This window comes from Paenibacillus sp. JT22N1 (assembly GCF_059692155.1).
Genome location: NZ_JCAUAW010000010.1, coordinates 223,192 through 248,640, shown reverse-complemented (window position 1 = coordinate 248,640; position 25,449 = coordinate 223,192). Strand labels below are relative to the sequence as shown.

Sequence of the window (25,449 nt, the reverse complement as noted above, 5' to 3'; positions counted from 1 at the left end):
GCATGGTTAATCTGAAAGCAAAACCGTTTCATTTGGACGATGAAGCGGTTCAGTGGGTTAACGAAACGTTACATGGATTATCTTTGGAAGAAAAAGTGGGCCAACTGTTCATCACCGTAGATCTACCGTTTGATACTGGAGCCAAAAAGGATTTGCTTAGTATTCGCCCAGGGGGAGTCCATGTATTTGGATTTTCCCCAAATGCAACGAAGCAGCATCAGGCATCTATAATCCGTGACTTGCAAAAGCGCAGTAAAGTACCGCTGCTGGTTTCCGGCGATCTTGAAAATGGCGGACAAGGCGGGGCAGCCGATGGAACGAATTTGGCTTCAAACATGCAGTTGGCTGCCGCAAACAATCCAGACCTAGCAACCGCGTTTGGAGCTGCCATAGAAGTTGAGGGTCACGCTATGGGGTTCAATTGGGTGTACGGACCAGTCATTGATATCAATTACAACTTTCAGAATCCCATCGTCAACATCCGCGCATTCGGCGATACGCCAGGTATCGTGGAACAAACTGCTCTTCCCGTTATGAATGCTATTCAGAAGAACAACCGGATGGCTGCTTGCGTGAAACACTGGCCTGGTGACGGCATGGATGACCGAGATCAGCATAAAGTGCTGACGAATAATACGTTAACGATGAAAGAGTGGCGCGAGACCTACGGCCGAGTCTATCAATCAGCGATCGAGAACGGGGTCAAAACGGTCATGAGCGCTCACATCACGCTGCCAAGCTATTATGAAGAATTGGGAATCACGGACGTAAGAACTAAACATACACCGGGATCCTTATCGCATGAATTGAACACGAAGCTTCTGCGGGAAGAGCTCGGATTTAACGGACTTATCGTTTCCGATGCTACATCGATGATTGGTATGGCGAGCTTTGGCCGACGTAAAGATATCATTCCGCAATGCATTGCGTCTGGCGTTGATATGTTCCTGTTTACGAATGATATGCAGGAAGATTTCCAGGCTATGCTTCAGGGCGTTCATGACCGCGTGCTCACGGAGGAGCGGCTGAATGAGGCGGTCACAAGAATACTGGCTCTGAAAGCGTCACTTGGTCTTCATTTGACTTCCGCAGATGAAAGGGATCTTGACGTAGTAGGTTCTGCCGACCATCTGCAGCTGGCAGCGGAAATTGCGAGCAAATCGGTAACGCTGGTTAAGGACACTCAGGCCCTTCTACCTCTAACGCCTCAAAAGCACAACCGGATTTTACTATTAGCTGCATCGGATGAGGCCTCCTTTTTTGCCGATAAGGCCGCAACGGGAGACGAGTTTGCCCGGATGTTGAGTGACGAAGGCTTCACGGTAGTTCGGGAATATGAAGTGAAAGAAGAGGACAACGAAATAGACGCTGTTATTTTTCTTGTTCAGAAATCGCCCGGATTCATGCAAAATTCCATGCGTCTTTCTCCGCAAGAGACAGGAGGTCTCTTCAAATGGTACCCTACACAGGTGCCGACCGTTTTTATCTCGCTGGGAAATCCGTACACGCTATATGAACTACCGTCTATGCCTACAATGATAAACGCATATAACGCTACTTTGTCGGTACAGAAGGAAATAATTTCATGTATAGTTGGTAAGCAGCCATTTCGAGGAGAGTCTCCAATTGATGCTTTCTGCGGTTTAGAGTGGGCTAAATTATAAAGTGAAGTGTGTGAAAGTAGAATAGTAGAGTAGAATAGCTAGAGTAGAACCTGTCCCTTTGGGCAGGTTTTTTTGTTGTTATATAGAAACTATGAATATCGGATTCTAAGTTTATAAGGGGGGAGAATTAGCCATGCAAAAAATTGCTGTTGTGACAGACTTTGACGGAACATTGATGGAGCAAGATGTAGGAGATGTGTTGATGGAAGGCTTAGGTGTGTTGAATGACCCGCAGGTGGTAGAGGCTTCGCGCCAGTTTCAAGAGAAAAAGGTCGGTTCTTTGGCTTGGATTGAAGCGGCATACCCTAATCTTGCAGGTCGGCAGGAGCAGGTTGATAAGTTGATTGAGAGTGTACATTTGCGGGATGGTGCGCGGGATTTTATTGATTTTTGCCAGCAGAAAGATGTGCCCGTTACGGTTTTAAGTGATGGGATGCTTTATTATATTGAGCAAATTTTAAGTCGTGAGCAGGTGAAAGTAGACCGAGTTATCGGGAATCCGATAACCTATTTGGAGGATGGTCAATTTCAGTTCGGGGTCCAGAATACGAATCAAGCATGCAAATGGTGCGGGTGCTGCAAGGCAAGTGTTGTTAAGCAGCTAAAAGAGGAAGGATGTCTTGTCATTTACATCGGTGATGGCAGCAGTGACTATTATGGTTCCGGCTTTGCCGATTGGATTTTTGCGCGAGCGAGTCTTGCTAGGTATTTGAATGAGGAAGGAACAGCGTATTATCCATTTGAGACGTTTCATGATATTTTAAACATACTTAGACCAGCTTGGGATTCGTATCTGAGTGGCACAGCGACTCGCCGTCTTCAAGGGAGATTTCCTGCTGCCTGTAAGTTCCCAAATTAGGATAAACCAGCTAAGGGAATGCCACAGGCAACCCCTTAGCCAGCTAGATGTGGTAAAGTCATTCGAGATGGTCTTTGAGTGTTTCTACAAGTTGGTTTTGAATATCTGCTTCACTATGCTGCCATATGATTTCGAAAAGCACACCAAGTCCGGGCAAAACCCGTTCTTCTCCGCCGATGGAGTCCTCAATAACTTCCTGAAGCTCATTATTCGATTTATTCTGGACTCGCTGGACGATGGCCTGTCTTAAGGTGATGTTCATTCGTGGACCTCGCTTCCATTTCGTTATCGATATTAATATGCGCAAGTTTCAAGCCGTTCATCCTTCCACACTTCGCCACCTTTCCGTGCATAGTGAGATGCTGTCCATGAGTATGTTATACTATAATAATCTTAGGAATTTGGAGGACACGCCAACAGTGAGAAAGCAATTTGCGATTATTGGGATGGGAAGATTCGGGTCTAGCGTCGCTAAAACATTGTCACAATTAGGGTTTGAGGTCCTTGCTATTGATCATCGTGAAGAGACAGTCCAAGAGGTTTCAGCTTTCGTCACACATGCTGTTCAGGCAGATTCTACGGATGAAGAAGCGCTGCGAGCTCTAGGTATTCGAAATTTTGACGTTGTGGTTGTGGCTATTGGTGAGGATATTCAAGCGAGTATTCTGACTACATTAATCCTCAAAGAAATGGGCATACCTACGACAGTAGTGAAAGCTGTAAATGATCTGCATGGAAAAGTGTTAAAAAAAATTGGCGCAGACAAAGTCGTTTATCCAGAAAGAGATATGGGACAGCGTGTGGCGCATCATCTGATCTCATCTAATATTATCGATTACATAGAGCTTTCTGCTGATTACAGCATCGTTGAGATTAAGGTGTCTACACAAATGATTGGTAAAAGCCTCAAACAGTTGGATATCCGGGCTAAATATGGCTGTAATGTGATTGCGATCAAACAAAATGAGCAGCTGATCATTCCGCCAAGTGCGGAAGAGCCGCTTAGAATAGACGATATTTTGGTTCTTGTAGGTAAAAATTCAAGTCTTCAAACTTTTGAAGTGACTTTCGCAGAGTAGGTAGGAATAAATGACAAGCGTACATACGGAAATTATGTCTGTTCAGAATGCTAGAGTCAAAGAATGGGCGCAGCTTTTAGAACGCCGAGGCAGGGACAAACAAGGGAAATATATCATTGAGGGTTACCATCTCGTCGAGGAAGCATTACGTGCAGAAGCTTCGGTGGAGACGATTGTTTATAGCCTGGAAAAAGGGGTTCCTGCTGGGTTAGCTGAGCAGGTTACTCCATCTGTGGAATGGGTCGGCGTCAGCCAGGCTGTGCTGGAAAAATGCACAGATACGCAGACGCCGCAGGGAGTTTTGGCTGTTATAGCTCGGCCGCAGCTTGGCATGGACGAGCTGCTCGCTGGCGAGCATGATCTTGTAGTGGTCCTGGACGGCGTTCAGGATCCGGGCAACCTTGGCACGATCATCCGCAGCGCAGATGCCGTCGGGGCCAAGGCTGTTGTGCTCGGCCGCGGCACGGTCGATCTGTACAATCCCAAGACGATCCGCTCAACGATGGGATCGATGTATCATCTGCCGATTGTGGAGGCAGATCTGCTTGAGCTGCTGCCGCGTGCGCGTGAGCGCGGCGTTCGGCTTGTGACCACGAGCCTGCAGGCGCAGCGCTCGTGCTACGACACGGACCTGCGGCAGCCGACGTGGCTAATCCTCGGCAACGAAGCCAAGGGCGTGTCGCCGGAAGTCGCTGCACAGTCGGATGTGCAGGTGATTATTCCGATGCAGGGCAAAGCGGAATCGCTGAACGTCGCGATGGCCGCGACGGTGCTGCTATTTGAGGCTTCGCGGCAGCGGTTGGTGTAACCGCATGGCTTCTAACTGATGAAAAAAGAAAGCCCTCAACTTGGCCGTTTGGCTCGGTTGAGGGTGTTTTTTTGTTTAATCGAAATGAGTGTCTCCAGATGCCCCTACACATTTTAGATAAGGTCTCGTCCGCTGTCGCTTTCTGTATAGATGGATATAAGCACGATTGCCGTGTCTTCCCCTATATTTCTCACCACATGGGGCGTGCATGCGTTCCAACTGAACGAATCGCCATCTCCGAATTCAGCCGCATCTTCTCCCTGCTCTGCGTATATTCTTCCTTTAATGACAACATGGACCTCCTCGCCTTCATGAGCATGAGGTACGTCCCCCGTCGAAGCCCCAGGAGGGAACTCTACAAGCATCATCCTAACGTTCTTTGTGGAGCTCAGATGCTCTACCTTTAGATTTTCGGAACCGCTTGTTGTGATTCTTCGTTCAGCCTTCCGAACAATACTCATTCGATCCTCTTTCTTTAGGAGCAAATAAGCCAAAGGCACCTTTAAAGCCTGCGCTATGTTTTCCAACGTCGATATGGAGGGGGAGGTTTTATTGGTTTCAAGCTGACTCATGAAGCCTTGAGACAAGCCAGTTTCTTCACAAATTTGGGCAATAGTGATATTCTTTCGCTTCCGAATCGCCCGTATAGTTGAGCCGATGTCCATCCCGATTGCACCTCTTATAAAATATTAGTAATACAAAACTTAATTACATATTAGCAAAATTCCTGTTGACATGCTAGCATGTCTTATATTAAATTACTTATATAAACATTATTTTAATATTACTAATATTTTATGAAGGAGAGAATAAGAATGACAAAGACAGCAGTTGTTTCGGTTATTATGCGTGTGGTGATGGGAATCATATTTTTTTCTCACGGAGTCGCCAAGCTTCAAATGGGACTCAGCAATGTAGATGCATGGTTCAGTTCAATAGGTATTCCTGGATTTTTGGCTTATGCCGTGGCGGTGCTTGAGCTTGTGGGCGGGATTATGCTAATTGTGGGATTGTTTACTCGTTATGTATCGGGATTGTTCGTAGTCATGCTAATCGGCGCTATTTTTACCGCGAAGCTTTCCGCCGGACTTCTTGGCAACGCTCAGACACCCGGCTACGAGCTTGATCTTGGATTTATATTGGTTTCGTTGTATCTTGTTGTTGCCGAACAATCGATTCTCTCGGTCGACCGTCTTATTATGAACAAACGCAGCGCATAACTTACTACTAAGGGGGATTATGATGAACCCGTTTTATCAATATGACATTCATTTACCGGCCAATATGGACCCGGACAAGAGATATCCGGCGGTCTTTACCCTGCATGGCAAAGGCTCCAATGAAAGAAATATGTTCGGTTTGGTCGCTACGTTGGCTGATGATTTCATCATTATCGGTATTCACGGCAATTTACCGCTTGGAGCCGGTTACCAGTATTATGATTTGAAAAGTCTGGGCAATCCTATCCGCGAGATGTTTGACGAAACGGTTAAACAACTCGAAGCATTCATACATTATGCGACGGAAAAGTATCCGATCGATTCAGGCAAACGCTATTTGCTTGGCTTTAGCCAAGGCGCAATTCTGTCGATGACACTTGCACTTACGATAGGAGATCAGCTGAATGGAATCGTTGCGCTGAACGGGTACGTTCCTGACTTTGTGAAGACGGAGTATCCACTGCGAAGCGTGAAGGACGTTTCGATATTTGTTTCACATGGAGAGTACGATTCCGTATTCCCGGTTCAGATAGGCCACGAGACGGCGTCGTATTTTAAGGATCAGACGCAGCGAATGACATTTAAACTATATCCAACCGACCATGGCGTATCGGAAGAGAACCAACTTGATATATTGAATTGGCTTAAGCATGATGCTGGTTTGATTACAAAAAAGGAGTGAGAAGCCTCATGATGCCTTCCTATTTTTTCGCGCACGGCGCCCCATCGATCGTGCTTGAGGATAACGAATATACACAACTGCTTAAGAACTTTAAGGATCATACACCTAGACCGAAAGCAATCGTGCTCTTTAGCGCTCACTGGGAAGAGTCGGTACAGACGGTCAGCGCTGCTGAAACATATGAAACCATTTATGATTTTGGCGGGTTTCAGGATGAGCTTTACGAGATGACCTATCCGGCCAAAAGCGATCATTTACTAGGCGAGCAGGTTCATTCGTTGTTTCAGAAGCACGGCATTCAGAGTGTTCTTAATGAGAGCAGAGGACTAGACCACGGGGCTTGGGCTGTTTTGAAGCTGCTGTATCCTGAGGCGGATATCCCGGTTGTCGCTCTATCCGTGAACCGTCATCTGAGCAACGAGAAGCAGTATCAAATTGGCAAAGCGTTGTCGGAACTTAGGGAACAGGATGTTCTCATTATCGGAAGCGGAGGAACAGTCCATAATTTAAGAAAATTGAACTGGCAGCCCAAAGGCATAGATGAGTGGGCGGAGCAGTTCGACAATTGGCTACAGAGAAAGCTTGAGTCATGGGATACGGAGGCGCTATTTCAATATCATGAACTAGCTCCTAATGCCCAAGAGGCCGTGCCAACGAGTGAACACTTCATTCCACTTCTTCTTGCGATGGGAACCGGTGACTCTAACCGTAAGGCGAAGCTGCTTCATCGCAGCTATCAATACGGCAATCTAAGCTTAAGCTGCTGGCAATTTAAATAATAATTAAGTGAATGAAAGAGGGCGGATCGGATGAAATCCGCAGTTAAAGCGGCAATGGAGAGGACGATCATATTCTCCATTGCCGCGGTTTATATTGTGCAGCAGCTGACGCAGCTGGAGATGCTTACTCCTCTGCTGGGATGCCTTGTCTTTATTGCAATCGCCATATTGTTGCCGAAGCTTAAGGGCTTGACCTTCTGGCTTACAGTATCCTTTATGATTGCCGGGACAGTCCTCATGTTGCTTCAGAAAGTGGAGTCGGCAGTTTGGTTCGAGTCGGCGGGAATAAACGTGACAATCGTTACGCTGTTCCTATTCGCGCCGTTATTTGGGATTCCAGTCCGGCTTCCCGAATATGTTGAAGCCCTGAAGCGTTTCTACGAAGAAAAATTTCGCAGCAAAGCAGCATTATTCATAGGAACGCAGTTTCTTACACAAATCATGGGCGTGTTTATCAACGTCGGTTCGATCCCTGTCGTGTATCAGATGGTCTTTGTAAAACCACAACCCGGTATGTCCCGGCTGCTTGCAAATGCGCTAAACCGGGGATTTGCGGGGGCGATTCTTTGGTCGCCGTATTTCGCCGCGATGACGCTCGTGACATCGGCCCTTGAGTTGCCTTGGTCGTCCGTTCTGCCTTTTTTGCTCGGATTGGCTGTCCTTAGCCTCGTCGTAAGCTGGGCGGTCGACTTCCGGGAGCTGCGGCAGGCTGAAACGGAGCCACCTCAACATGAGCTGACTAAGAAACAGGGGAGTGCAGCTTTTCCGATAGGGCTTGGGATGTATTTAATAACTGCTATAATCGACATATTGCTATTGGAGCGGTTGGTTGAGCTGCCGATGGTGATATTAATTTGTATGGCGGCTGTATTATTTCCGCTGATCTGGTGCATGGCTAAGGGATCTATGGCCGTATACAGACAAGGGTTGAAGAATCATGTTACAGTCACGCTACCCGCATTGCAGAAGGAAATCACGCTGTTTTTGGCCGCCGGCTTCTTCAGCGGTTCAATCGGCGTAACGAAGTTCGGAACCACGGTTCCGGCACTACTGGAGCAAATACCGCTGTCGGTATCCTTAACATTCTCGGTATTCACGGTGGCTCTCATTGCGGGAACCTCGTTAATCGGTCTTCATCCGATCGTGCCGGTCACCATTCTTGCGGGCGGCATTGATCCGGTGAGCGTGCAAATCAGTCCGATGTATTTCGCAGTACTGCTGCTGGGAAGCTGGAGCTTGTCCAATCCCATATCACCAGCCTCGGCCGTGAACAATTTGCTGGCGGGTCTGTTTAAGAAGCCAGTGTTTGAGGTAGCCGTGCCGAATTATAAATTCGCCGGCTGTATGGCGATAGTGCTGATCATTTATTTGAAGGTTGTTGTTGCCCCCACATAGTTGCGCATTTATTTACGCAAAATAAGACATAGACTATGTGTCGGAAACCCCAATCTGGATTGAAAAGGAGAAGTATCCATGCCTGTTGTACAAAGCTTTGATCCTAAAGTGATTTCTCTTTTACAGGAGAAAATAAAACTGATTAAAACGGACGAAGGAGCCGTATATCTTGTTGGTCCCATTAAGCTGCCGGTTAACTTACTTGAGGAGACAGTCCAGTTTAAATGGTACTGCTGGCTCAATTGCAACGAAGTGACTGAAGATTTTGAGCGTATTGTCGCCAAATTATCTTCTGCTAATTTAGCGGAATATCAACAATCGAGTGTACTTGTCCATGGGGATTTTCAAAATGCAGATCATGCCTTGATTCGGTTTCACTCCATCTGTCATACCGGAGATATTTTCGGCAGCAAGCGATGTGACTGCGGATATCAGCTCAATCAGTCGTTGAAACATATTGCCGAGCATGGAAGCGGCGCTTTATTTTATCTGGCCAATCATGAAGGAAGAGGCATCGGGCTCTTCAGTAAAGCACTCGCCTATATTCTACAGGAAAACGGATATGATACCGTGGATGCCAATCTTCAGCTTGGTTTTGTTGATGATTCACGTGATTACAGCGATGCGATAAAGGTTTTAAAAGCACTTCGGACAAAGCCGGTCACACTGATCACAAACAATCCCAAAAAATTAGATGCGCTTAGTAAGGCAGGTCTGGATGTAGAGGATCGGGTGCAGCTTTGGGGGGATGTCTCCGAGTATAATGAGAAATATTTGAAAACGAAAATCGAGCGGTCCGGACACTTGAACGAAGGCGAAGGCTGTTGCAATAATGACTAACCACGAATTTTACATGAGGCTGGCATTACAGAATGCGATGGCTATGAAAGGGCAGACAGATCCGAACCCACTTGTTGGCTCTGTCATTGTGAATGATAACCGGATCGTAGGCATTGGGGTTCATATGAAAGCGGGAGAGCCTCATGCTGAAATTCATGCTATTCGTATGGCTGGCGAACACACGCGAGGGGCGACCATTTATGTAACGCTTGAGCCATGCTCCCATTATGGTAGAACCGGGCCTTGCGCTGTGGCCATCAGGGAAGCCGGTATAAAACGGGTGGTTATTGCTTCAATGGATCCTAATCCATTGGTATCGGGTAAAGGAGTAAGTATACTTCAGGAAGTAGGCATCGAAGTCATCGTCGGTGTATGTGAAGATGAATCCCGAAGAATGAATGAAGTTTTTAATAAATTTATCGTTCATCAGACGCCATTTGTAACCCTAAAATCCGCTATCACGATGGATGGAAAGATTGCAAGTTATACATCGGATAGCAAATGGATTACCTCCGATTTAGCGCGCGAGGACGTCCATATGCTTCGAAATGAGAACGCTGCGATACTTGTTGGCGTCAATACAGTGATAAAAGACGATCCCCAGCTTACAACAAGGATGCCTAATGGCAGGAATCCTGTTCGCGTGATCCTAGATTCTACTTTACGTTTGCCCACGGGAGCAAAGGTGGTAACGGATGTGCAAGCCCCCACATGGGTATTTACGACAAAGTCTCATGAGCCTGAAAAGCGAAAAGCATTGGAATCAGCCGGTGTCAAAATTTTTGTAACCGAGCAGTCCGGCAAGGTCGATCCATTCGAAGTTCTTCAGATATTAGGTAAGGAATTGATCTCTTCTCTTTTGATTGAAGGCGGCAGCGAAATCAATGCTTCATTTTTTGAAAATAAGCTCGCAGATAAAATGATCATTTACATGGCTCCCAAGTTAATTGGCGGGCGGAATGCGCCGACGTTTCTAGAAGGAACCGGATTCGAGAAAATGAGTGACGCTGTAGAGCTATCCGATGTAAGTGTTCAAACACTGGGCAAAGATTTTAAATTTACTGGATATCCGGTATATAAAGAGTGATAACATGAAATTTGGATGTATGCTGTAGAGAAAACTCTATATAAAAAAGTTAGAGCTCAATTGGTCGATAAAATGACCATTTGAGCTCTATTTTCTATTCTTCCCCATCAAGACTATGTAAATATCGGATATAGATTAATGAGAGAGCGGTCGGTGAAGCGCCTGATGACATGTATGGAGCCTATGGATTATTGCTTGGATTAAATAGTCATGATATTTCGTCCATGCAGGAATTGATTGGAACGCCCATTCGTGTGAAGGCGGCTTCATCCTAGTTGGGGGGCAGATTCAAGAATGCGATTTTCGAATTTGATGGCTTCAACGCCACATTTGAAACAGGGATGGACCAACAGGGACGATTTGACGCTCATATCGAGGTTTATGGTGAGAATAAATCAGTTCTTATTCAGTATGACACACCTTATATCCGACAATTGCCAACGACGCTGCATATTAGCGAAACAAGAGGTGACAGCTTTGAGGAATCGGTTGTTCGCCCGACATATAAGGATGCCTATGTGTGTGAGATTGAGTATTTCTATGAGGTAGTCACGAAAGGGATGCCGCCAAAGACGACACCGGAAGATTACCTGCAGGATCTCGCGATCTAAGATGATGATTGAAGCAATGAAGCAATAGAAACGGCAGGGGATTACCTTCCCCTGTCGTTTTGTTGTTTTACGCCAATTCCTTAGGAGCTACTAGCAAAGAGAATATCTTATGTTAAAGTAAAATCAAAGAGTTCCGTTTTTCCAAATAATGACTATATAAAAGTGTTAATTAAGAAATGAGGGTTGTCGATGTATAAAGTTTTGATTGTAGAAGATGAGATGTTGGTGCGGATTGGTCTGAAAAGCTCCATTGATTGGGGCGAATTGGGTATGGAAGTGATTGCGGATGTTTCGAATGGACAAGCAGCCTGGGAAGTTTATCATGACCAAAAACCAGATTTGATTTTAACGGATATTAAAATGCCAATCATGGATGGTTTGCAGCTTATTTCTCAAATTAGAGAAAAAGATTCAAAAACGAAAATTATTATTTTGACAGCCTATGACGAGTACAATTTGTTGCGAAAAGCCGTTCAATTGGGAATTTCTGATTATATTCTCAAACTAAAAATGTCCATCGTTGAAATGGAATCTGTTTTGAAAAAAGTACAAGCTGAATTACTGGAAGAAAATATCCCTATTACTCCCGTGCAAGAGGATTTGAAAGCGAACATCATTCATCTCAAAGAAAATGCAGTGAAGGATTATTTGTTTTACGGAAGATATTCGGAAACGGAATTTGCTGAAGTGACGAATAAATTACATTTTCGCATAAGTCCGGAGCGGCTGGTCCTATGTGTACTTGCGATCGATAAATTTGAGCAAATGGAAAGTAAATTAAAAGACAATCAAGGAAATCTGATCCGATTCAGTATTCTGAACATCATCAATGAATTGTTGGGTGGATACCTTCGAGGGGAAGTTCTACATGAGAAAGATGAGAAATATCTGCTCCTTTTCAGCTTTCCAGATATGATTAGCGAGCAAATGATTTACCAGAATGTCCAAGAAATACTCTCACATATTAACAATATTATTAAAAAATACCTGAATACATCCGTTTCCTCCGGAATAAGCACGATTAATAACGGATACGCTTCGCTTAAACAAATGTATCGTGAATGTGTATCCGCGCTGGAGCAACGATTTATTTTGGGGAATGAGAGATTCATCCAATGGCAAGATATGGGGAGAGACAACTTACTGAAAGATATTAGCATGAAGCTAGAAAAAATGTGGCAAGATTCAGATCAATTTAATGAGAGGTACTCGAAAGAAATAGAAGCGGGAATAAAGACCCTTACCCAGTCAACGAGTATCTCCAAAGCAGAAATCCAAATCATGGTGATCCGATGGATCCATTGGCCAACCGTTTATTTAAATGTATACATGGATGATATCTCCAATATGGCGCTTGATTTTGCGGGCCAAATTCATAAATGCACGACATTAGATGAAACGATAGATATTTTCAAACAATTCCTCTACGAGCTTAAAAGCAGTCATGCGAAGAAGAAATTCATCGATAAAGAAATCGCAGAAGCGGCGAAGTTTATTCAACTACATTACCATCAAGATATCTCATTGCAGCAAGTAGCGGATCAGGTGAAATTGAGCCCTAATCATTTCAGCAGTTTATTCAAAAAAAATTTAGATTTGAGCTTTATTGAGTATTTGAACCGTTTCCGAATAGACATGGCCAAGGATATGTTGGTAAACACACATCTTAAATCCTATGAAATCGCCGAAAGGGTAGGGTATATGGATTACAGCTATTTTAGCCGCGTTTTCAAAAAGGTCACAGGTATGAGGCCGAATGAGTTTCAGAAGCAATGGTTTGTGGAGAATCGGGCAGAAAGGATGGATGGGGACGATGAGAACGTTCTTTAAAAGGAGATATCGAAATTCCTTGTCCAATCTCTTGTTTGTTTCTTTCTTGGTCATGTTCCTGCTTATCTTCACCATAAGCTCGATTTTTTCATATTCAGGAATATTAAATATATTAAAAAATAATGCGAAAGAGAATAGTCTGCAGCAGTTAAAACAATATGATTACAATTTATCTATTTTTGCGGGTGAGGTGGATCAGGTTTCCAGGCAGCTTGTTTTGGACAGCGAATTGCAAAATTTGATTGATTACAAGAACATGACAGAGATTGATCGTATTCTTCAAATGGAGATAGCTTTCAAAGATTTTGCACAAATGCTTTCTAATTACAAGTTTATCGATTCCATTAGCTTTTATGGGGAAGACGGATTCATCATTAGGGCTAGTTCGAATAGTAATGATATTCTTTATGATTCATCGAGTAAACAGAACAAATTTTATAGGTCGGAAATTTATCCTGAGGCAAAATCGAAAGCGCTAACACTGACTTGGTTTGGTGGCTTTACGGCTCAGGATTTCAACATAGCAACAAGCAATACGCTCTCTAAAGAAGCAGCAGATTCAAAGCCGACTTCTTACATATCTGCAGCCAGAAGCATATTTTCGAATAGTCAGACGGGTACCATCGTGATTAATGTGGATATGACGTATTTTACTGATATTTATAATCATGCAAGTGATAACAGGAACAGAGAAATGTACCTCATGGATGGTTCGGGTAAAATAGTTTCTCACAGCGACGTAGCCAAGATAGGCAATCAAGGTACGATACCGCTGCAATTCCTATCTGCTGCTAACGGCGGCGATAAGTTTTCTAGCTATGAACACGATAAGAAACAAATCATGTCTTACAAAAGCAGCAGCTTTGATTGGATTTTAATTTATGAAATTCCCTTGAGTGAATTTACCAAGGATATTTTTACATTAAGACAGATCGTGACCATAATGTTTATATTTAGCTTGGTTTTTGCAGCTATCTTATCCAAGTACTGGATCCGTAAGGTTACGATGCCGCTGAACCGATTAACCACGGTCATGAAGAAAATGGAACTAGGAAATCTAGGTCTTACACTTGATCTGGATGTGAGAAATGAGTTTGGGATTCTGATTGCGCAATTTAATAAAATGTCGAAAAGTATCGTGGAACTTCTTAAGCAAAAGGAAACGATCGAGGAAGAGAAGAGAAGGATAGAAATTGGCGCTTTGCAGTCGCAGATTAATCCCCATTTCTTCTACAATACGTTAAATACCATCAAATGGATGGCCATAATGGTCAAAGCGGACAATATTGTGGAAAGTCTCACAACGTTAGGTGACATTCTGCATCCCATGTTCAAAAAGAATGATCTATTATGTTCTATCCGTGAAGAAATCGAATATCTCGAGAATTATATCAAAATTATGAATTATCGGTACGCTGGGGAGATTAAAGTCAAAATTAGCATACCCAATGATGTGATGGAATGCCAAATCCTTCGTTTTCTCCTCCAACCATTGGTAGAAAATGCGATTTATCATGGTCTTAACAGTCGCAATGGAGGCGAAATTACTATCGCAGCCGAAGAACAAAACCATGAAATCGTATTGTTTGTTTACGATAATGGCGAAGGCATGTCCAACATGAAGGTTCAAGAAATCAAACAATTTTTGAAGAGCAAGGGCAGTGAAGATAACCAACAAGATACAGGAATCGGCCTAATGAATGTAAACCGAAGAATTCTGCTTCATTTTGGCGATCCTTATGGGATTGAAATTGAAAGTGAACAGCATATAGGGACTAAATTGAAAGTAACAATCCCGAAAGTCCAAAAATCGTAAAAAAGTACCACCTAATTGTAAACGCTTTTTTTATTGGGGAAAAGTGCTCATATTTGTTGTGTATTTCGTAAAATTGTTCATTTTTATTTCCCATTTTTACCATTACTATTATGGATATACACAAGTATTGAATAGCACCTAATGAAAAAAACGCTTCGTGGAGGGAACTATGCAATCAGAAATATCCATGACTGTAGTAAAGCCGTTACATAGAACCAGAAAGAAGAATAGAGCAGGATTGAAATATTTTCTCATCGCGATTCCGTTTAGTATTTTTGTATTTGCCTTCAGTTATGTGCCGCTATTCGGCTGGATCTTTTCTTTCTATGATTACAATCCGGCGTTGAAATTTTCGCAGCTGCATTTTTTAGGCTTCGATAATTTTGTGAAAATATATGCGGAACGAAGTGAGGTTTTCCGGATCTTAAGAAACACCCTAGCGATGAGCTTTCTGAATCTCATTTTCGCACCTTTGCCGTTAATCGTGGCCGTTATGCTCAATGAAATAAAAAACAGCAAATTTAGAAAATGGATTCAAACGAGCACTACACTTCCTCATTTTATTAGCTGGATTGTCGTATTCTCGCTCTCTTTTTCGATTTTTTCAACGAGTGGCCTCTACTATACACTGTTAAAAAACTTGCATTTAAGTGTTCCAGTGATCGGGCTTTTAGGCAATAATGATGCCGCATGGTTCTTTCATTTAGGGTTAGGCATATGGAAAAACTTGGGTTGGGGCGTGATTATTTATATTGCTACGATAGCAGGCATAGATGCGGGGCTTTATGAGGCCGCACGAATAGACGGCGCTAACAAATTTGGATTGATGCGGCATATTACATTGCCTGGACTCGCCCCAACATTCTTTGTTCTTCTCTTGTTATCGGTCAGCAATCTCTTGAATAATGGGTTTGATCAATATTTTGTTTTCTATAATTCACTTGTAGCGGATAAAGTGGAAGTTTTGGATTATTACGTGTATAAAACAGGATGGATCATCAACGATTATTCTTACGCTACGGTTCTTGGCATGCTGAAATCCCTCATCAGTATTATTCTCTTGTTCTCTGTCAACTATCTTTCCAAGAAAACAAGGGGCGAATCGTTAGTGTAAACAATCTATTGAAGATAAGGAGGTCCAGGACATGATGGTACGCAAGCAATACAGTTCAATTTGGGAACGATTATTTGACCAATTTAATTATGTATTTATGACGCTATTTACACTTGTTTGCATGTATCCATTCTACTATGTCTTTATCTATTCAATCAGTGACCCAAGAACTGCGGCGAGGGGAATTTATTTCTTCCCGACTAAAATCAGTTTCGACAGCTATATCAACATACTTGCTCTAGGAACAGTACCTCTGGCATTCGTAGTGTCCGTCGTAAAAACAGTATTGTTCACCATGATATGCGTTTATTTCTCTTCTATGTTCGCTTATCTATTAACCAAGCGGGAGATGCTTTACCGTAAGGTCGTGTATCGATTTGTGATTTCGTCGATGTATCTGAGTGCCGGGTTGATCCCATGGTTCATTACAATGAAAACGTACGGATTACAAGACAATTTCCTTCTATATATCATCCCCGGAGCCATCAATGCTTTTTATATTATTCTCGTCAAAACGTATATCGAGCAAATCCCAGATTCACTCGAAGAATCGGCTCAAATAGATGGTGCTGGATTTATGGCTTTATTCAATAAAATTATTTTCCCTTTATCCAAACCCATTGTTGCAACCGTTGCCGTCTATGCGGCGGTCGGCTGCTGGAACACATGGATGGATAACTACTTTCTGGTTCACAAACCAGGTTTGCAAACGATTCAGATCATTTTATTCAACTATCTCAATGACTCAAAAGCCATAGCTGAGAACGCTGCGCGACAGACTGCAGGATCTGGTTTGGAAGTTCAAGTTTCAGAAGAGACGATTAAAATGGCCATTACCATGATTTCGGTTCTTCCGATTATGATGGTGTACCCATTCTTGCAGAAGCATTTCATCAAAGGCATTATGCTGGGTGCCGTCAAAGGCTAATTTTAGAATGCAAGCTTTTCGCAGAGGATATATTGGTTTTTCTAGAAAACCATTTATATTATAGATTTTACCTATAATAAGGGGGTATAGAATGAAACATCTAAAAGGTAGATCAAGTCTGGTTCCGCTCACGCTTATCACGGTGCTTCTTGTACTATCCGCATGTTCCGGCAAAAGCGGTACACCAGCTACAACGCCTGCTAATTCAGCTTCACCGAATGCAGTAGCTTCGAGTTCAACACCGGGCTCAGATCCGAAGCTTTCCATGGAACCTATCACTTTAAAAGTATTTGTCGCTCCGTCTTCTAAAGCTATACGTGAAGGCATTCAGAACAATGCTTTTGGGGAGGCCATCAAGCAGAAATTCGGAATTACGCTGGATATCATAACTGGTGACGATGTGAAACAAAAAACCATGATTGCAGGCGGAGATTTGCCGGATATCCTTGTTTTTGTAGGATCTACTTACACATTGGCTAATTCGATGATTAAAAGCGGCCAGGTCATCCCTCTGGATGATTTGATTGCTAAATATGGACCTAATATTACCAAATACAGTAAAACATCTTTAGATGTATTCAGAAAATCGTTTAGCAATAACACGAATAAGGTTTATTTCTTATCAGCGTCACAAGTGAAAGCTAATAATGATCTCATAAGCCAAACTGCTTTTGTCAATTTCAATACAAGATGGGACTTGTACAAAGAAGCCGGTTATCCGGAGATGAAAAATGAAGATGATTTCTTGAAGGTCATGAAGCAGATTCAAGATAAGAATCCGACAACGAAAGACGGGAAAAAGGTGTACTCGTTCTCCGCATGGACAGATTGGGGAACATGGCCTTACATTATTACCTATCCTTTCGTAAATGGCTATAATAATTTGGCAAACGGTCAAGAATTGAATCTGAAAACCGGAGAAGTGGAAGACCAATACACGAAGGAAGACGGCATATTTTGGAAAGGTATTTATTTTTACAACAAAGCTCATCGGATGGGTCTCTTTGATCCGGAAGGCTTCACACAGAAGAGTCCGCAATATCAAGAAAAGCTTGTCACGGGGCAATTGCTGAATTCACATCTCTCTGTATGGTCAGGCGGCGCTGATTTAGTGAAATATACAGGTAAAGATGATGCGCAAATGCTCACAATTCCGGGTCCATTTCGCGTAATTTCCGGTTTGTACAATATCGAGACCCCTTTGGGCTGGGGTATAGGGATCGCTAAAGCAATCACCTCGCATAATAAGTATCCGGAACGAACCCTGCAGCTGCTGGATTACTTAAATTCTCCGGAAGGAGCAAGATTTATTTACAATGGGGTGAAAGGCAAGGATTGGGATATTGTGGATGGCAAAGCGCAATTAATTGGAGAAATGGCAAAGCCGAACAATTCAGAGTATCTTCAAGCCAATGGTCTAGGAGGTGCGTTTAAAAGGTTGGCTGCATTTGAAGAGAGCTACCCGACGGAAGATGGTACGCCGGTTGACTTGCGCAAACAGGTAAATCCGGGACTTGTGTCAAACGCTGAAAAGGATTTTGCCAAACATTACAATAAGGACTTGTTATACCCAGGGCAGGTATATGACAAGTTGGTGAAAGAAGGAAAATTCGCAGCGCCAACGAAATTTTGGCCAGTTCCGGCGCTGGTAGCCCAACCTTCAGACGCAACTACGCAGATCTTTACGAAAGCAGACCAATATTTTATGGCGAATGTCGCGAAATTTATTATGGCCAAGGATGATGCGGAATTTGACGCGGCTAAGAAAAAGGCCATTTCAGACCTCAAAAACCTCGGCATAGATAAAGCCTATGATGAGTTACATCAACTGTTAGTAGACGCTCAACAAACGGCTAAGGATTTGAATCTAAAATAGCAATGAAAAAATTTGAACAAATAATTGCATCTGTTGCCGCTCAGTTTCCCGGGTGGGAAGCTGAACGGTAACTGTATATACTAGCGCAAAGAGTTATGATAAAACGAGGAGGAATTAATGATGTATTTTGTCAAATGGAAAAGGACATCCTTGCGCACGATTGTCACCCTTATGGCGACCCTATTATTTGTCTCTTCTGGCCTGTTTATTAGCGGCAGTGCAAACGCTTTCAATCAGGATGAACTCGGGCCGAATGTATTCGGCCCGACAGCCATCGGCGAGGCGCAGTCATATAATCTTCTTTCTCCCGGTTTTGATGACGCGTTACGATCGACTAGATGGATACCAGCTGGAAGCCAGCCAGGGTACATCTTTACCTTCAACGATACAGCAGGAGTGAATAATAGCGGGGCGGCTGTCATTGAAATCCCCACTAACGACGGTGTCAACACATTCCCCTCATATACCCAGACACTCACCGTCAACGGAAACCTGCAGGTCGGCAAATCAATCGCATTCAGCGGGTGGCTGCGCACGGACAATGTCCAGTGTAAGCAGATTGGCAGCCAATGCTTTGGTGTGGGTGCGTATATCGCTATTGAATATTACAACGCGAGTGGGGGGCGCATAGCGTTTGATCAATCGGGACCCATACAGGGAAATCAAGGCTGGACGTATCGTAGAGCAATCGGGGTCATTCCTCAAGGGACGGCTTCCGTCAAATTGAATTTTTTGCTTAACGGCATGGGGAAGGCCTATTTCGACAATGCTGCGCTTGCTTACTATTCGGACAGTTCGGTGGTCAATGCTGTCTACGCTCAGCAGGTCGAGCTAAACGTAACGAATAGCATGCTTAATACCAATTTAATCGGACTAGGCACAAATTTGAATCCGCATTTCGCAATGCCTGGGAGGCTTTCGACTCAGGACGAACAACTGATTACAGAGCGATTGCAGCTGATTAAACCGGCCTGGGTGCGAGTATTTACCGATACGCGTTGGTGGGTGACTTCCACCGGCAACGACTTCACGACGAATCCTATGATGAGTGCACTGGTGAAAGATTTGCAAATCATCAAAGGTCTTGGGGCAAAAGTTAATCTCGTTATGACTTGGCCGAATTATTTACAGCCCAAGGAGGTAATTGCGGTGCATATGGCCGATCTCATCGAGTGGCTGCAGAGCCAGCAGCTGCATATCGATGGACTTACGCTCTATAATGAACCGGATAACAGCAACAGCTTTCCGGGCACTGTTTCGGACTATGTGGCGCTGTATCAGGAGATGGCTGATGTTCTGGCAGCCCGCGGTTTTCATGATGTGAAATTGATTGGAGGAGATGTGTCGGCAAGCGATACCTTTACTGAGCAGATCGCCGGGCCGCTTCAAAGCGACTTGGGGATGTTGTCCTACCATAGCTATGTCCATTATAAGAGACCGATGGCTTCTTCGATATTGCGCTCTGCTATGGTGGCAAAGTATGCACAGTCCAAAGGGCTAGACGAGTTTCTTTGGGAAACCAATGTGGGGTATGGAGTTGGTTTTGTTGCATTTAGCCCAGGTACCGTAGATGGCGTGCTGATGCCGAAACGGTATCCATCGATGCTGAAGTTGGCAGCTTATGTGATGCAGACGCTTGCGGTCGGCGTGAAAGGTCTTTCATATTGGGAAGCTTTTGACATGAATTACGGGGATCTGGGGACGACGACCTGGGTAATGAAATATGGGATGTGGGGAACCAAGGCGGAAGGCTATCCTCTTCGACCAGCCTATTATTCGTATCAGCTCCTTTCCAGTCAAATTCAGCCTGGCGCTTCAATCCGCAAGGTCACCTCGAATTCTGCCGATTCGACGCTGCTATCATATATGATCGACAAACCCGATGGCTCTCAAGCGCTATTTCTGTTGAATCCATGGGATCAACCGGTTAGCGTGACAGCTAATCTCGGCGATGCAAGCTACACGAATCAAAAGGTCAAGCGAATTATCTACAACTCGACTGAAGTTGCTTCTGCAATCGCAGAAGGCAGGCTATCTTTAGGCGAAACAGAAGTGAACTTATCTGGCGGTTCCTATAGTGATGTGATCCAGCCGGAGAGCATGATGGTCATCCAACTGGATAAAGTACCGCCAGTCACTACAGCAACCTTATCTCCTGCACAGCCAGAAGGGCAAAATGGCTGGTACGTGAATCCGGTCACGGTAAGCCTTACAGCGACAAATAATTTGTCCGTCAGTAGCGGATCAGAGGTAGCCGCAACCTATTACACCATAGACGGCGGCGCACAACAAAGCGGGAATTCCGTTACGCTGACAACTGACGGCGTACATACGCTTGCCTATTGGAGCGTAGACAACGCAGGTAACATTGAAGAGCAACATACGACAACCGTTAAGATTGACAAGACGGCACCATTATTAACTGTACAATTAGATAAAACGTCTATCTGGCCACCGAATCATAAAATGGTGACTGTTCATGCCACGCTGAATTCGAGTGATGCTACATCAGGCGTCGCATCTGTGGTGTTAACCTCCATTACGAGCAATGAACCGGATAGTGGTCAAGGTGACATTGAGGCCGCTATTGGGACATCGGCCACAACATTTAGTTTACGTGCGGAAAGATTAGGTAATGGAACAGGACGTATATATACAATAACTTATACGATAACCGACAATGTAGGCAATAAATCAACAGCAGTAAGTACAGTTAGCGTTCCACATAACCAATAAGTCAAGGTACACGCATTTTATATGGATGAGATATGCTGACGCCTCTCGGATCCAGTTGGATTCGGGAGGCATCGGTTGATGGACATTGCCGCATTCATGCGCTACTTCTATCTCACTGTCCAGTGTTCCGATACTGCTGAGGAGCGACTCCTTCGATCTTTTTAAACATCCGACTGAAGTAAAAAGGATCTGGATACCCGACTTCCTCAGCAATTTCTTTAACGCTTTTAGCTGTATTGCGCAGCAGGTGTTTGGCATGTTGGGTTTTAAGCTGGTGGATGTAGTTATGGATGTTCGTTCCAGCATATTTTTTAAACACCTGACAAAGGTATTCATATTTTCGCTCCAGCACCCGCTCCAACGTTTCCTTGGAAATGTCCGACTCATAAAAATTGTTCAAATGGTTAACCAGCTTGCGGAATGTTAGGTAAGAAGCGGGAAAAGCCGTGTCCAAGTGGCTCTGCTCCAAGAAACCACTCGCCATGAGCCGAAGTATTTCGCCAAGCAAAAGGGTAGCATGAAAACGAAAATAACCGTTCGGTTGTTTCATTGTCTCCACTAGTTCTTCAAACAAGCCGAGCAGTTTATAACGCTGTAAGGAAAGAAACTGACGAGGCACTACAAGTAAATCCTCGTGAAGGATTTCAGTGGTTCTTAGTTCCGTACGTTCGGCATGGACAATATTAAGCTCAGACGCCCGATCCAGCACGAATTCATTCAGGCTGGGTTCACAGGAAAATTGCACCCAAAAAAATTGGCCCTGTCTTTCATGGGGATTCCAACCGGAATGTGACTCCCAAGGCATCATAAGCATCGATTCACCGGTTTGTAGCGTCGTGCGGGTTTCGTTAGTCTGCAAATGAACCGTACCGTCGGCAATGACGATCAGTTCGTAGTAGGGATTATGATGCCGAGCAAAGAAGGATTGGGTATTCGCGTCGAAAAGATCCGCCCATTTGACATCGAGCTTGGACAATCGAGACAGAGCGTAGTACATGGCATGACAACCTCCGATGTTTTTACTTTCGAGAACGTAACTATGTACATGGCTCCGTAATGGCGCCGTTCCAATAATAAAGTCATCACCATTATATCAAATGACGGAGGAATACACATGAGCACCAGTATTTTAAATGAACAGGATTACTATCGAATCGTCTACGGGGGATGGCTCGGGAAAAATATCGGGGGGACGCTTGGGGGACCGGTTGAGGGCAAGAAAGAGCTGCTGGAATTGACCTTTTATCCTGTGTTGCCTGACGGTCCGCTGGAGAACGATGATTTGGATCTGCAATTGGTATGGCTGCATGCTTTGGAACAGTATGGGCCGGGATTGACCTCCCGTGAGCTTGGGCAGGAGTGGATGGAACACATCTTTTTCCCTTTTGATGAATACGGTTACGCCTTGGCCAATCTACGAAGAGGTCTTCTCGCGCCAGTTGCAGGCTGGTTCAACAATCCGTTCAATGACTGTATGGGCTCTCCGATTCGTTCCGAAATTTGGGCAATGGCAGCACCTGGAGCGCCAGCAACTGCGGCTCACTATGCCTATCAGGACGCGATAGTGGATCATGCCGGAGGGGAAGGTGTATACGGAGAAATGTTTTTTGCCGCTTTGGAGAGCGCCATTTTCTTTGAGAAGGACCGAGATACATTAATTGAGATCGGAATGACATATATTCCCAAGGATTGCCGAACCGCCAAAGCTTTGAAGGATCTCATCCGTTGGCATTCAGAAGGGAAGAGTTGGATAGAAGCACGTTCACTTATTCTAGAGTACCATGGCAATGACAACTTTTGCGACGCTCCGCAAAATATTGCTTTTACGATCCTGGGATGGTTGTATGGCGAGAATTTTGAGGATGCGATATTGAAAGCCGTCAACTGCGGCTACGACACTGATTGTACCGCTGCGACGCTAGGCGCGATATTGGGTATGCTGCTCGGGCCGGAAGCACTGCCGGATAAATGGGTGAAGCCGGTTGGCGACCGTGTTGTTGTCAGTCCCCCAGTTAAAGGATTTCCCGCGCCGAAGGATTTGGATGAGTTGACCATCCGCACCATCCGCATGGGCAAACAGATCTTGGCCGCTTGGGACACGGGAATTCTAGTGCATCCCGACCTGCCTACGTCTTGGAACCGATTGGAGACGTCTGCAGCAGAAACGGCAGGAACAATAAGGGAGCTGTGGGATAGAAAAGTTACATCCAATCAATATTTGCTGCCGCAGGGAACGCGAAGCTGTCCGGACGCCGAGCTGGTGATTGACTTCGGCTCAGAAGGCCCTGCCATCGGAGCAGGTCAAAGGAAGACATTGCAATTTACCTTGACGAACCGATCGATAATCCCGATTGATGGCAGCATAGCGCTGGAGCTGCCTAAGGACTGGGTTGGGCCTGATGAGCTTGAGGTTAGTCTGCAGCCTGACGAATCCTTCCTGTGGGACGTAGAAATTCGGGCTTCTGCGGTTGCGGCCGCAAGTCATGAGCTTACTTTTTGCTGGACGCGAATTCATGATCATTCGATATGGGCTGTTCAGAGGGTGCCTTTCGCCTTGATAAGCGCATCCAGATGGATCGTCTGGGGACCGGAAAGCGATGCGGGAAAAGAGATTTATGTCCCAGGGAACCGATTGGAATGGGAAAAGGTTCTTGGATTAGATTCTGTTGGGTTTATTGCTGACGGTGTATATCGGGCGGAAACGACGCTCATTAACCCAATTGAACGGGAGCTTCGTCTCATTGCAGCTGCTAACAGTCCCGTAACACTGAAGTTGAATGGACAAACTGTGATTGATTGTAAAGAAACGTTGGAGTTCATGCCAGCGTATAATCGTTGCCATAAAGAGCAATGGGTGGAGTTAACTTTGCCTGCCGGAATCCATAAGGTGGAACTGGAAGCTACTAGGAATGGTTATCCGCTGGAGGTGTATGTCTTACCGGTAGCGCTTCGAAACACCACATCGCCTGGTTCATACTATTACCATACAGATATATTGTTGGGGTAACAGATGAGAATTGATTAACAGTAATTGAGGAGATAAAAAATGACAAAGATAAAAGTAGGAATTATCGGTTTGGGGGAAGTGGCGCAAATGATTCATTTGCCGATTCTGGAATCCCTGCCGGAGCTCTATGAGATGGTTGCTTTTTGTGATATTTCGCCAAAGCTACTAGCGAAGATGGGAGAGAAATATCGCGTTCAGCACTTATATCTGAATGCAACAGACATGTTTGAACAATCTGAGCTTGATGCTGTTTTTGTACTGAATAACATGGAATACCATACCGAGTCCACGATCGCGGCACTGAACAAGAGAATTCATGTATTTGTAGAGAAGCCAATGTGTGTCACCCAAGATGAGGTTAATGAGATTATCCAAGCGAGGGACGCGGCAAATGTACAAGTGATGGTTGGTTATATGAGACGATTTGCTCCCGCCTACCTCCGGGCATTAGAAGAGGTTAAGTCACTTGGACCGATTATCTATGTGAGAGTTCGTGATATTATCGGTCAAAACAAATTTTTCACGAGTCAATCCAACCCTATATATCGTTTCAATGATATCTCAGCTGAAGCTGTGCAGGACCGTAAGGAGCGAAACGCCAGGTTAATGAGAGAAGCGGTCGGTGAAGCATCTGATGACATGTATGCAGCCTATGGCTTATTGCTTGGATTAAATAGTCATGATATTTCGGCCATGCGGGAATTAATAGGAATGCCCATTGCTGTGAAAGCAGCTTCATCCTGGTTGGGGGGCAGATTTAAAAATGCTATCTTTGAGTATGATGGCTTCAACGCCACATTTGAAACAGGGATGGACCAGCAGGGGCGGTTTGATGCTCATATCGAGGTTTATGGTGAGAATAAATCTGTGCTTATTCAATATGACACACCTTATATTCGACAATTGCCAACGACGCTGCATATAAGTGAAACAATCGGGGACAGCTTTGAGGAATCTACCATTCGCCCGACCTATAAGGACGCTTATGTGTATGAGCTTGAATATTTTTATGAAGTGGTGACGAAAGGGTTACAACCAAAAACGACGCCTGAGGACTACCTGCAGGATCTTGTAATCTTCAAGATGATTATGGAAGCAATCAAAGGGGATATGTAGGC

22 protein-coding genes are annotated in these 25,449 nt (G+C 44.5%); 19 read left to right on the top strand and 3 right to left on the bottom strand.

Annotated elements, in window-relative coordinates:
• Nucleotides 1–2: 2 nt before the first annotated feature.
• Together AC58UU_RS20360 and AC58UU_RS20355 are read left to right on the top strand one after the other, a co-directional pair.
• Nucleotides 3–1,664, top strand: a complete 1,662-nt coding sequence (locus AC58UU_RS20360) for a glycoside hydrolase family 3 protein (RefSeq protein WP_497318542.1) — start codon at nt 3–5, stop codon at nt 1,662–1,664.
• 133 nt (nt 1,665–1,797) lie between these two features.
• Nucleotides 1,798–2,523 carry an MtnX-like HAD-IB family phosphatase gene (locus AC58UU_RS20355; RefSeq protein ID WP_497318541.1) on the top strand — a complete coding sequence of 242 codons (726 nt, stop codon included), beginning with the start codon at nt 1,798–1,800 and terminating at the stop codon, nt 2,521–2,523.
• A gap of 58 nt (nt 2,524–2,581) precedes the next feature.
• On the opposite strand, the gene sspI is transcribed toward AC58UU_RS20355, so the two are convergent.
• The gene (gene sspI, locus AC58UU_RS20350) at nt 2,582–2,785 is read right to left on the bottom strand and encodes a small acid-soluble spore protein SspI (RefSeq protein ID WP_171642708.1); all 204 of its coding nucleotides are present in this window, start codon (nt 2,783–2,785) and stop codon (nt 2,582–2,584) included.
• 112 nt (nt 2,786–2,897) lie between these two features.
• On the opposite strand from sspI, the gene AC58UU_RS20345 reads away from it, so the two are divergent.
• Nucleotides 2,898–3,602, top strand: a complete 705-nt coding sequence (locus AC58UU_RS20345) for a potassium channel family protein (protein ID WP_497318606.1) — start codon at nt 2,898–2,900, stop codon at nt 3,600–3,602.
• Between the two features lie 34 nt (nt 3,603–3,636).
• Nucleotides 3,637–4,410, top strand: coding sequence for a TrmH family RNA methyltransferase (locus AC58UU_RS20340; RefSeq protein ID WP_497318540.1), 774 nt, complete (start codon nt 3,637–3,639; stop codon nt 4,408–4,410).
• A gap of 113 nt (nt 4,411–4,523) precedes the next feature.
• On the opposite strand, the gene AC58UU_RS20335 is transcribed toward AC58UU_RS20340, so the two are convergent.
• Nucleotides 4,524–5,075 (bottom strand): helix-turn-helix domain-containing protein, encoded by a 552-nt coding sequence (locus tag AC58UU_RS20335; protein WP_497318539.1) that lies wholly within the window; start codon nt 5,073–5,075, stop codon nt 4,524–4,526.
• 150 nt (nt 5,076–5,225) lie between these two features.
• On the opposite strand from AC58UU_RS20335, the gene AC58UU_RS20330 reads away from it, so the two are divergent.
• The 13 genes from AC58UU_RS20330 to AC58UU_RS20270 all read left to right on the top strand — a co-directional run bounded on the left by AC58UU_RS20330 (nt 5,226) and on the right by AC58UU_RS20270 (nt 21,324).
• Nucleotides 5,226–5,630 carry a DoxX family protein gene (locus tag AC58UU_RS20330; RefSeq protein ID WP_497318538.1) on the top strand — a complete coding sequence of 135 codons (405 nt, stop codon included), beginning with the start codon at nt 5,226–5,228 and terminating at the stop codon, nt 5,628–5,630.
• Nucleotides 5,631–5,652: 22 nt separating this feature from the next.
• Entirely contained in the window at nt 5,653–6,312 is a 660-nt protein-coding gene (locus AC58UU_RS20325; protein ID WP_497318605.1) for an alpha/beta hydrolase, read from the top strand.
• Between the two features lie 8 nt (nt 6,313–6,320).
• Nucleotides 6,321–7,091, top strand: a complete 771-nt coding sequence (locus AC58UU_RS20320; protein WP_497318537.1) for a DODA-type extradiol aromatic ring-opening family dioxygenase — start codon at nt 6,321–6,323, stop codon at nt 7,089–7,091.
• A 30-nt stretch (nt 7,092–7,121) separates the two neighbouring features.
• A complete protein-coding gene (locus AC58UU_RS20315; protein ID WP_497318536.1) occupies nt 7,122–8,486 on the top strand; it encodes a hypothetical protein in 1,365 nt (454 codons plus the stop codon).
• Nucleotides 8,487–8,564: 78 nt separating this feature from the next.
• A complete protein-coding gene (locus AC58UU_RS20310) occupies nt 8,565–9,326 on the top strand; it encodes a GTP cyclohydrolase II (protein ID WP_497318535.1) in 762 nt (253 codons plus the stop codon).
• The gene (ribD, locus tag AC58UU_RS20305; RefSeq protein WP_497318534.1) at nt 9,319–10,413 is read left to right on the top strand and encodes a bifunctional diaminohydroxyphosphoribosylaminopyrimidine deaminase/5-amino-6-(5-phosphoribosylamino)uracil reductase RibD; all 1,095 of its coding nucleotides are present in this window, start codon (nt 9,319–9,321) and stop codon (nt 10,411–10,413) included. Before AC58UU_RS20310 ends, ribD begins: the two co-directional genes overlap by 8 nt.
• Nucleotides 10,414–10,688: 275 nt before the next feature.
• The gene (locus AC58UU_RS20300; RefSeq protein WP_497318533.1) at nt 10,689–11,024 is read left to right on the top strand and encodes a hypothetical protein; all 336 of its coding nucleotides are present in this window, start codon (nt 10,689–10,691) and stop codon (nt 11,022–11,024) included.
• A gap of 189 nt (nt 11,025–11,213) precedes the next feature.
• Nucleotides 11,214–12,854, top strand: coding sequence for a response regulator transcription factor (locus tag AC58UU_RS20295; RefSeq protein WP_497318532.1), 1,641 nt, complete (start codon nt 11,214–11,216; stop codon nt 12,852–12,854).
• Nucleotides 12,781–14,670: a cache domain-containing sensor histidine kinase gene (locus tag AC58UU_RS20290; RefSeq protein WP_497318531.1), complete on the top strand. Its 1,890-nt coding sequence runs from the start codon at nt 12,781–12,783 to the stop codon at nt 14,668–14,670. The genes AC58UU_RS20295 and AC58UU_RS20290 overlap by 74 nt, the downstream gene beginning before the upstream one ends.
• Before the next feature lie 169 nt (nt 14,671–14,839).
• Nucleotides 14,840–15,784, top strand: coding sequence for an ABC transporter permease subunit (locus AC58UU_RS20285; RefSeq protein ID WP_497318530.1), 945 nt, complete (start codon nt 14,840–14,842; stop codon nt 15,782–15,784).
• Between the two features lie 31 nt (nt 15,785–15,815).
• On the top strand, nt 15,816–16,712 hold the full coding sequence (locus AC58UU_RS20280) for a carbohydrate ABC transporter permease (RefSeq protein ID WP_497318529.1): 897 nt from the start codon (nt 15,816–15,818) through the stop codon (nt 16,710–16,712).
• A gap of 91 nt (nt 16,713–16,803) precedes the next feature.
• Nucleotides 16,804–18,588 carry a type 2 periplasmic-binding domain-containing protein gene (locus AC58UU_RS20275; RefSeq protein ID WP_497318528.1) on the top strand — a complete coding sequence of 595 codons (1,785 nt, stop codon included), beginning with the start codon at nt 16,804–16,806 and terminating at the stop codon, nt 18,586–18,588.
• Between the two features lie 117 nt (nt 18,589–18,705).
• Complete coding sequence (locus tag AC58UU_RS20270) at nt 18,706–21,324, top strand: OmpL47-type beta-barrel domain-containing protein (RefSeq protein ID WP_497318527.1); 2,619 nt, start codon at nt 18,706–18,708, stop codon at nt 21,322–21,324.
• A gap of 112 nt (nt 21,325–21,436) precedes the next feature.
• On the opposite strand, the gene AC58UU_RS20265 is transcribed toward AC58UU_RS20270, so the two are convergent.
• Nucleotides 21,437–22,321, bottom strand: coding sequence for an AraC family transcriptional regulator (locus tag AC58UU_RS20265; RefSeq protein ID WP_497318526.1), 885 nt, complete (start codon nt 22,319–22,321; stop codon nt 21,437–21,439).
• A 117-nt stretch (nt 22,322–22,438) separates the two neighbouring features.
• On the opposite strand from AC58UU_RS20265, the gene AC58UU_RS20260 reads away from it, so the two are divergent.
• Together AC58UU_RS20260 and AC58UU_RS20255 are read left to right on the top strand one after the other, a co-directional pair.
• Nucleotides 22,439–24,331: an ADP-ribosylglycohydrolase family protein gene (locus AC58UU_RS20260; protein WP_497318525.1), complete on the top strand. Its 1,893-nt coding sequence runs from the start codon at nt 22,439–22,441 to the stop codon at nt 24,329–24,331.
• 39 nt (nt 24,332–24,370) lie between these two features.
• The gene (locus AC58UU_RS20255; protein WP_497318524.1) at nt 24,371–25,447 is read left to right on the top strand and encodes a Gfo/Idh/MocA family protein; all 1,077 of its coding nucleotides are present in this window, start codon (nt 24,371–24,373) and stop codon (nt 25,445–25,447) included.
• Nucleotides 25,448–25,449: the final 2 nt, after the last annotated feature.

Excerpts from the sequence above, each read along its gene's own strand:
- AC58UU_RS20360 (WP_497318542.1), top strand. The coding sequence starts at position 3 with ATGGTTAATCTGAAAGCAAAACCGTTTCATTTGGACGATGAAGCGGTT.
- AC58UU_RS20355 (WP_497318541.1), top strand. The coding sequence starts at position 1,798 with ATGCAAAAAATTGCTGTTGTGACAGACTTTGACGGAACATTGATGGAG.
- sspI (WP_171642708.1), bottom strand. The coding sequence starts at position 2,785 with ATGAACATCACCTTAAGACAGGCCATCGTCCAGCGAGTCCAGAATAAA.
- AC58UU_RS20345 (WP_497318606.1), top strand. The coding sequence starts at position 2,898 with ATGTTATACTATAATAATCTTAGGAATTTGGAGGACACGCCAACAGTG.
- AC58UU_RS20340 (WP_497318540.1), top strand. The coding sequence starts at position 3,637 with ATGTCTGTTCAGAATGCTAGAGTCAAAGAATGGGCGCAGCTTTTAGAA.
- AC58UU_RS20335 (WP_497318539.1), bottom strand. The coding sequence starts at position 5,075 with ATGGACATCGGCTCAACTATACGGGCGATTCGGAAGCGAAAGAATATC.
- AC58UU_RS20330 (WP_497318538.1), top strand. The coding sequence starts at position 5,226 with ATGACAAAGACAGCAGTTGTTTCGGTTATTATGCGTGTGGTGATGGGA.
- AC58UU_RS20325 (WP_497318605.1), top strand. The coding sequence starts at position 5,653 with ATGAACCCGTTTTATCAATATGACATTCATTTACCGGCCAATATGGAC.
- AC58UU_RS20320 (WP_497318537.1), top strand. The coding sequence starts at position 6,321 with ATGATGCCTTCCTATTTTTTCGCGCACGGCGCCCCATCGATCGTGCTT.
- AC58UU_RS20315 (WP_497318536.1), top strand. The coding sequence starts at position 7,122 with ATGAAATCCGCAGTTAAAGCGGCAATGGAGAGGACGATCATATTCTCC.
- AC58UU_RS20310 (WP_497318535.1), top strand. The coding sequence starts at position 8,565 with ATGCCTGTTGTACAAAGCTTTGATCCTAAAGTGATTTCTCTTTTACAG.
- ribD (WP_497318534.1), top strand. The coding sequence starts at position 9,319 with ATGACTAACCACGAATTTTACATGAGGCTGGCATTACAGAATGCGATG.
- AC58UU_RS20295 (WP_497318532.1), top strand. The coding sequence starts at position 11,214 with ATGTATAAAGTTTTGATTGTAGAAGATGAGATGTTGGTGCGGATTGGT.
- AC58UU_RS20290 (WP_497318531.1), top strand. The coding sequence starts at position 12,781 with ATGAGTTTCAGAAGCAATGGTTTGTGGAGAATCGGGCAGAAAGGATGG.
- AC58UU_RS20285 (WP_497318530.1), top strand. The coding sequence starts at position 14,840 with ATGCAATCAGAAATATCCATGACTGTAGTAAAGCCGTTACATAGAACC.
- AC58UU_RS20280 (WP_497318529.1), top strand. The coding sequence starts at position 15,816 with ATGATGGTACGCAAGCAATACAGTTCAATTTGGGAACGATTATTTGAC.
- AC58UU_RS20275 (WP_497318528.1), top strand. The coding sequence starts at position 16,804 with ATGAAACATCTAAAAGGTAGATCAAGTCTGGTTCCGCTCACGCTTATC.
- AC58UU_RS20270 (WP_497318527.1), top strand. The coding sequence starts at position 18,706 with ATGATGTATTTTGTCAAATGGAAAAGGACATCCTTGCGCACGATTGTC.
- AC58UU_RS20265 (WP_497318526.1), bottom strand. The coding sequence starts at position 22,321 with ATGTACTACGCTCTGTCTCGATTGTCCAAGCTCGATGTCAAATGGGCG.
- AC58UU_RS20260 (WP_497318525.1), top strand. The coding sequence starts at position 22,439 with ATGAGCACCAGTATTTTAAATGAACAGGATTACTATCGAATCGTCTAC.
- AC58UU_RS20255 (WP_497318524.1), top strand. The coding sequence starts at position 24,371 with ATGACAAAGATAAAAGTAGGAATTATCGGTTTGGGGGAAGTGGCGCAA.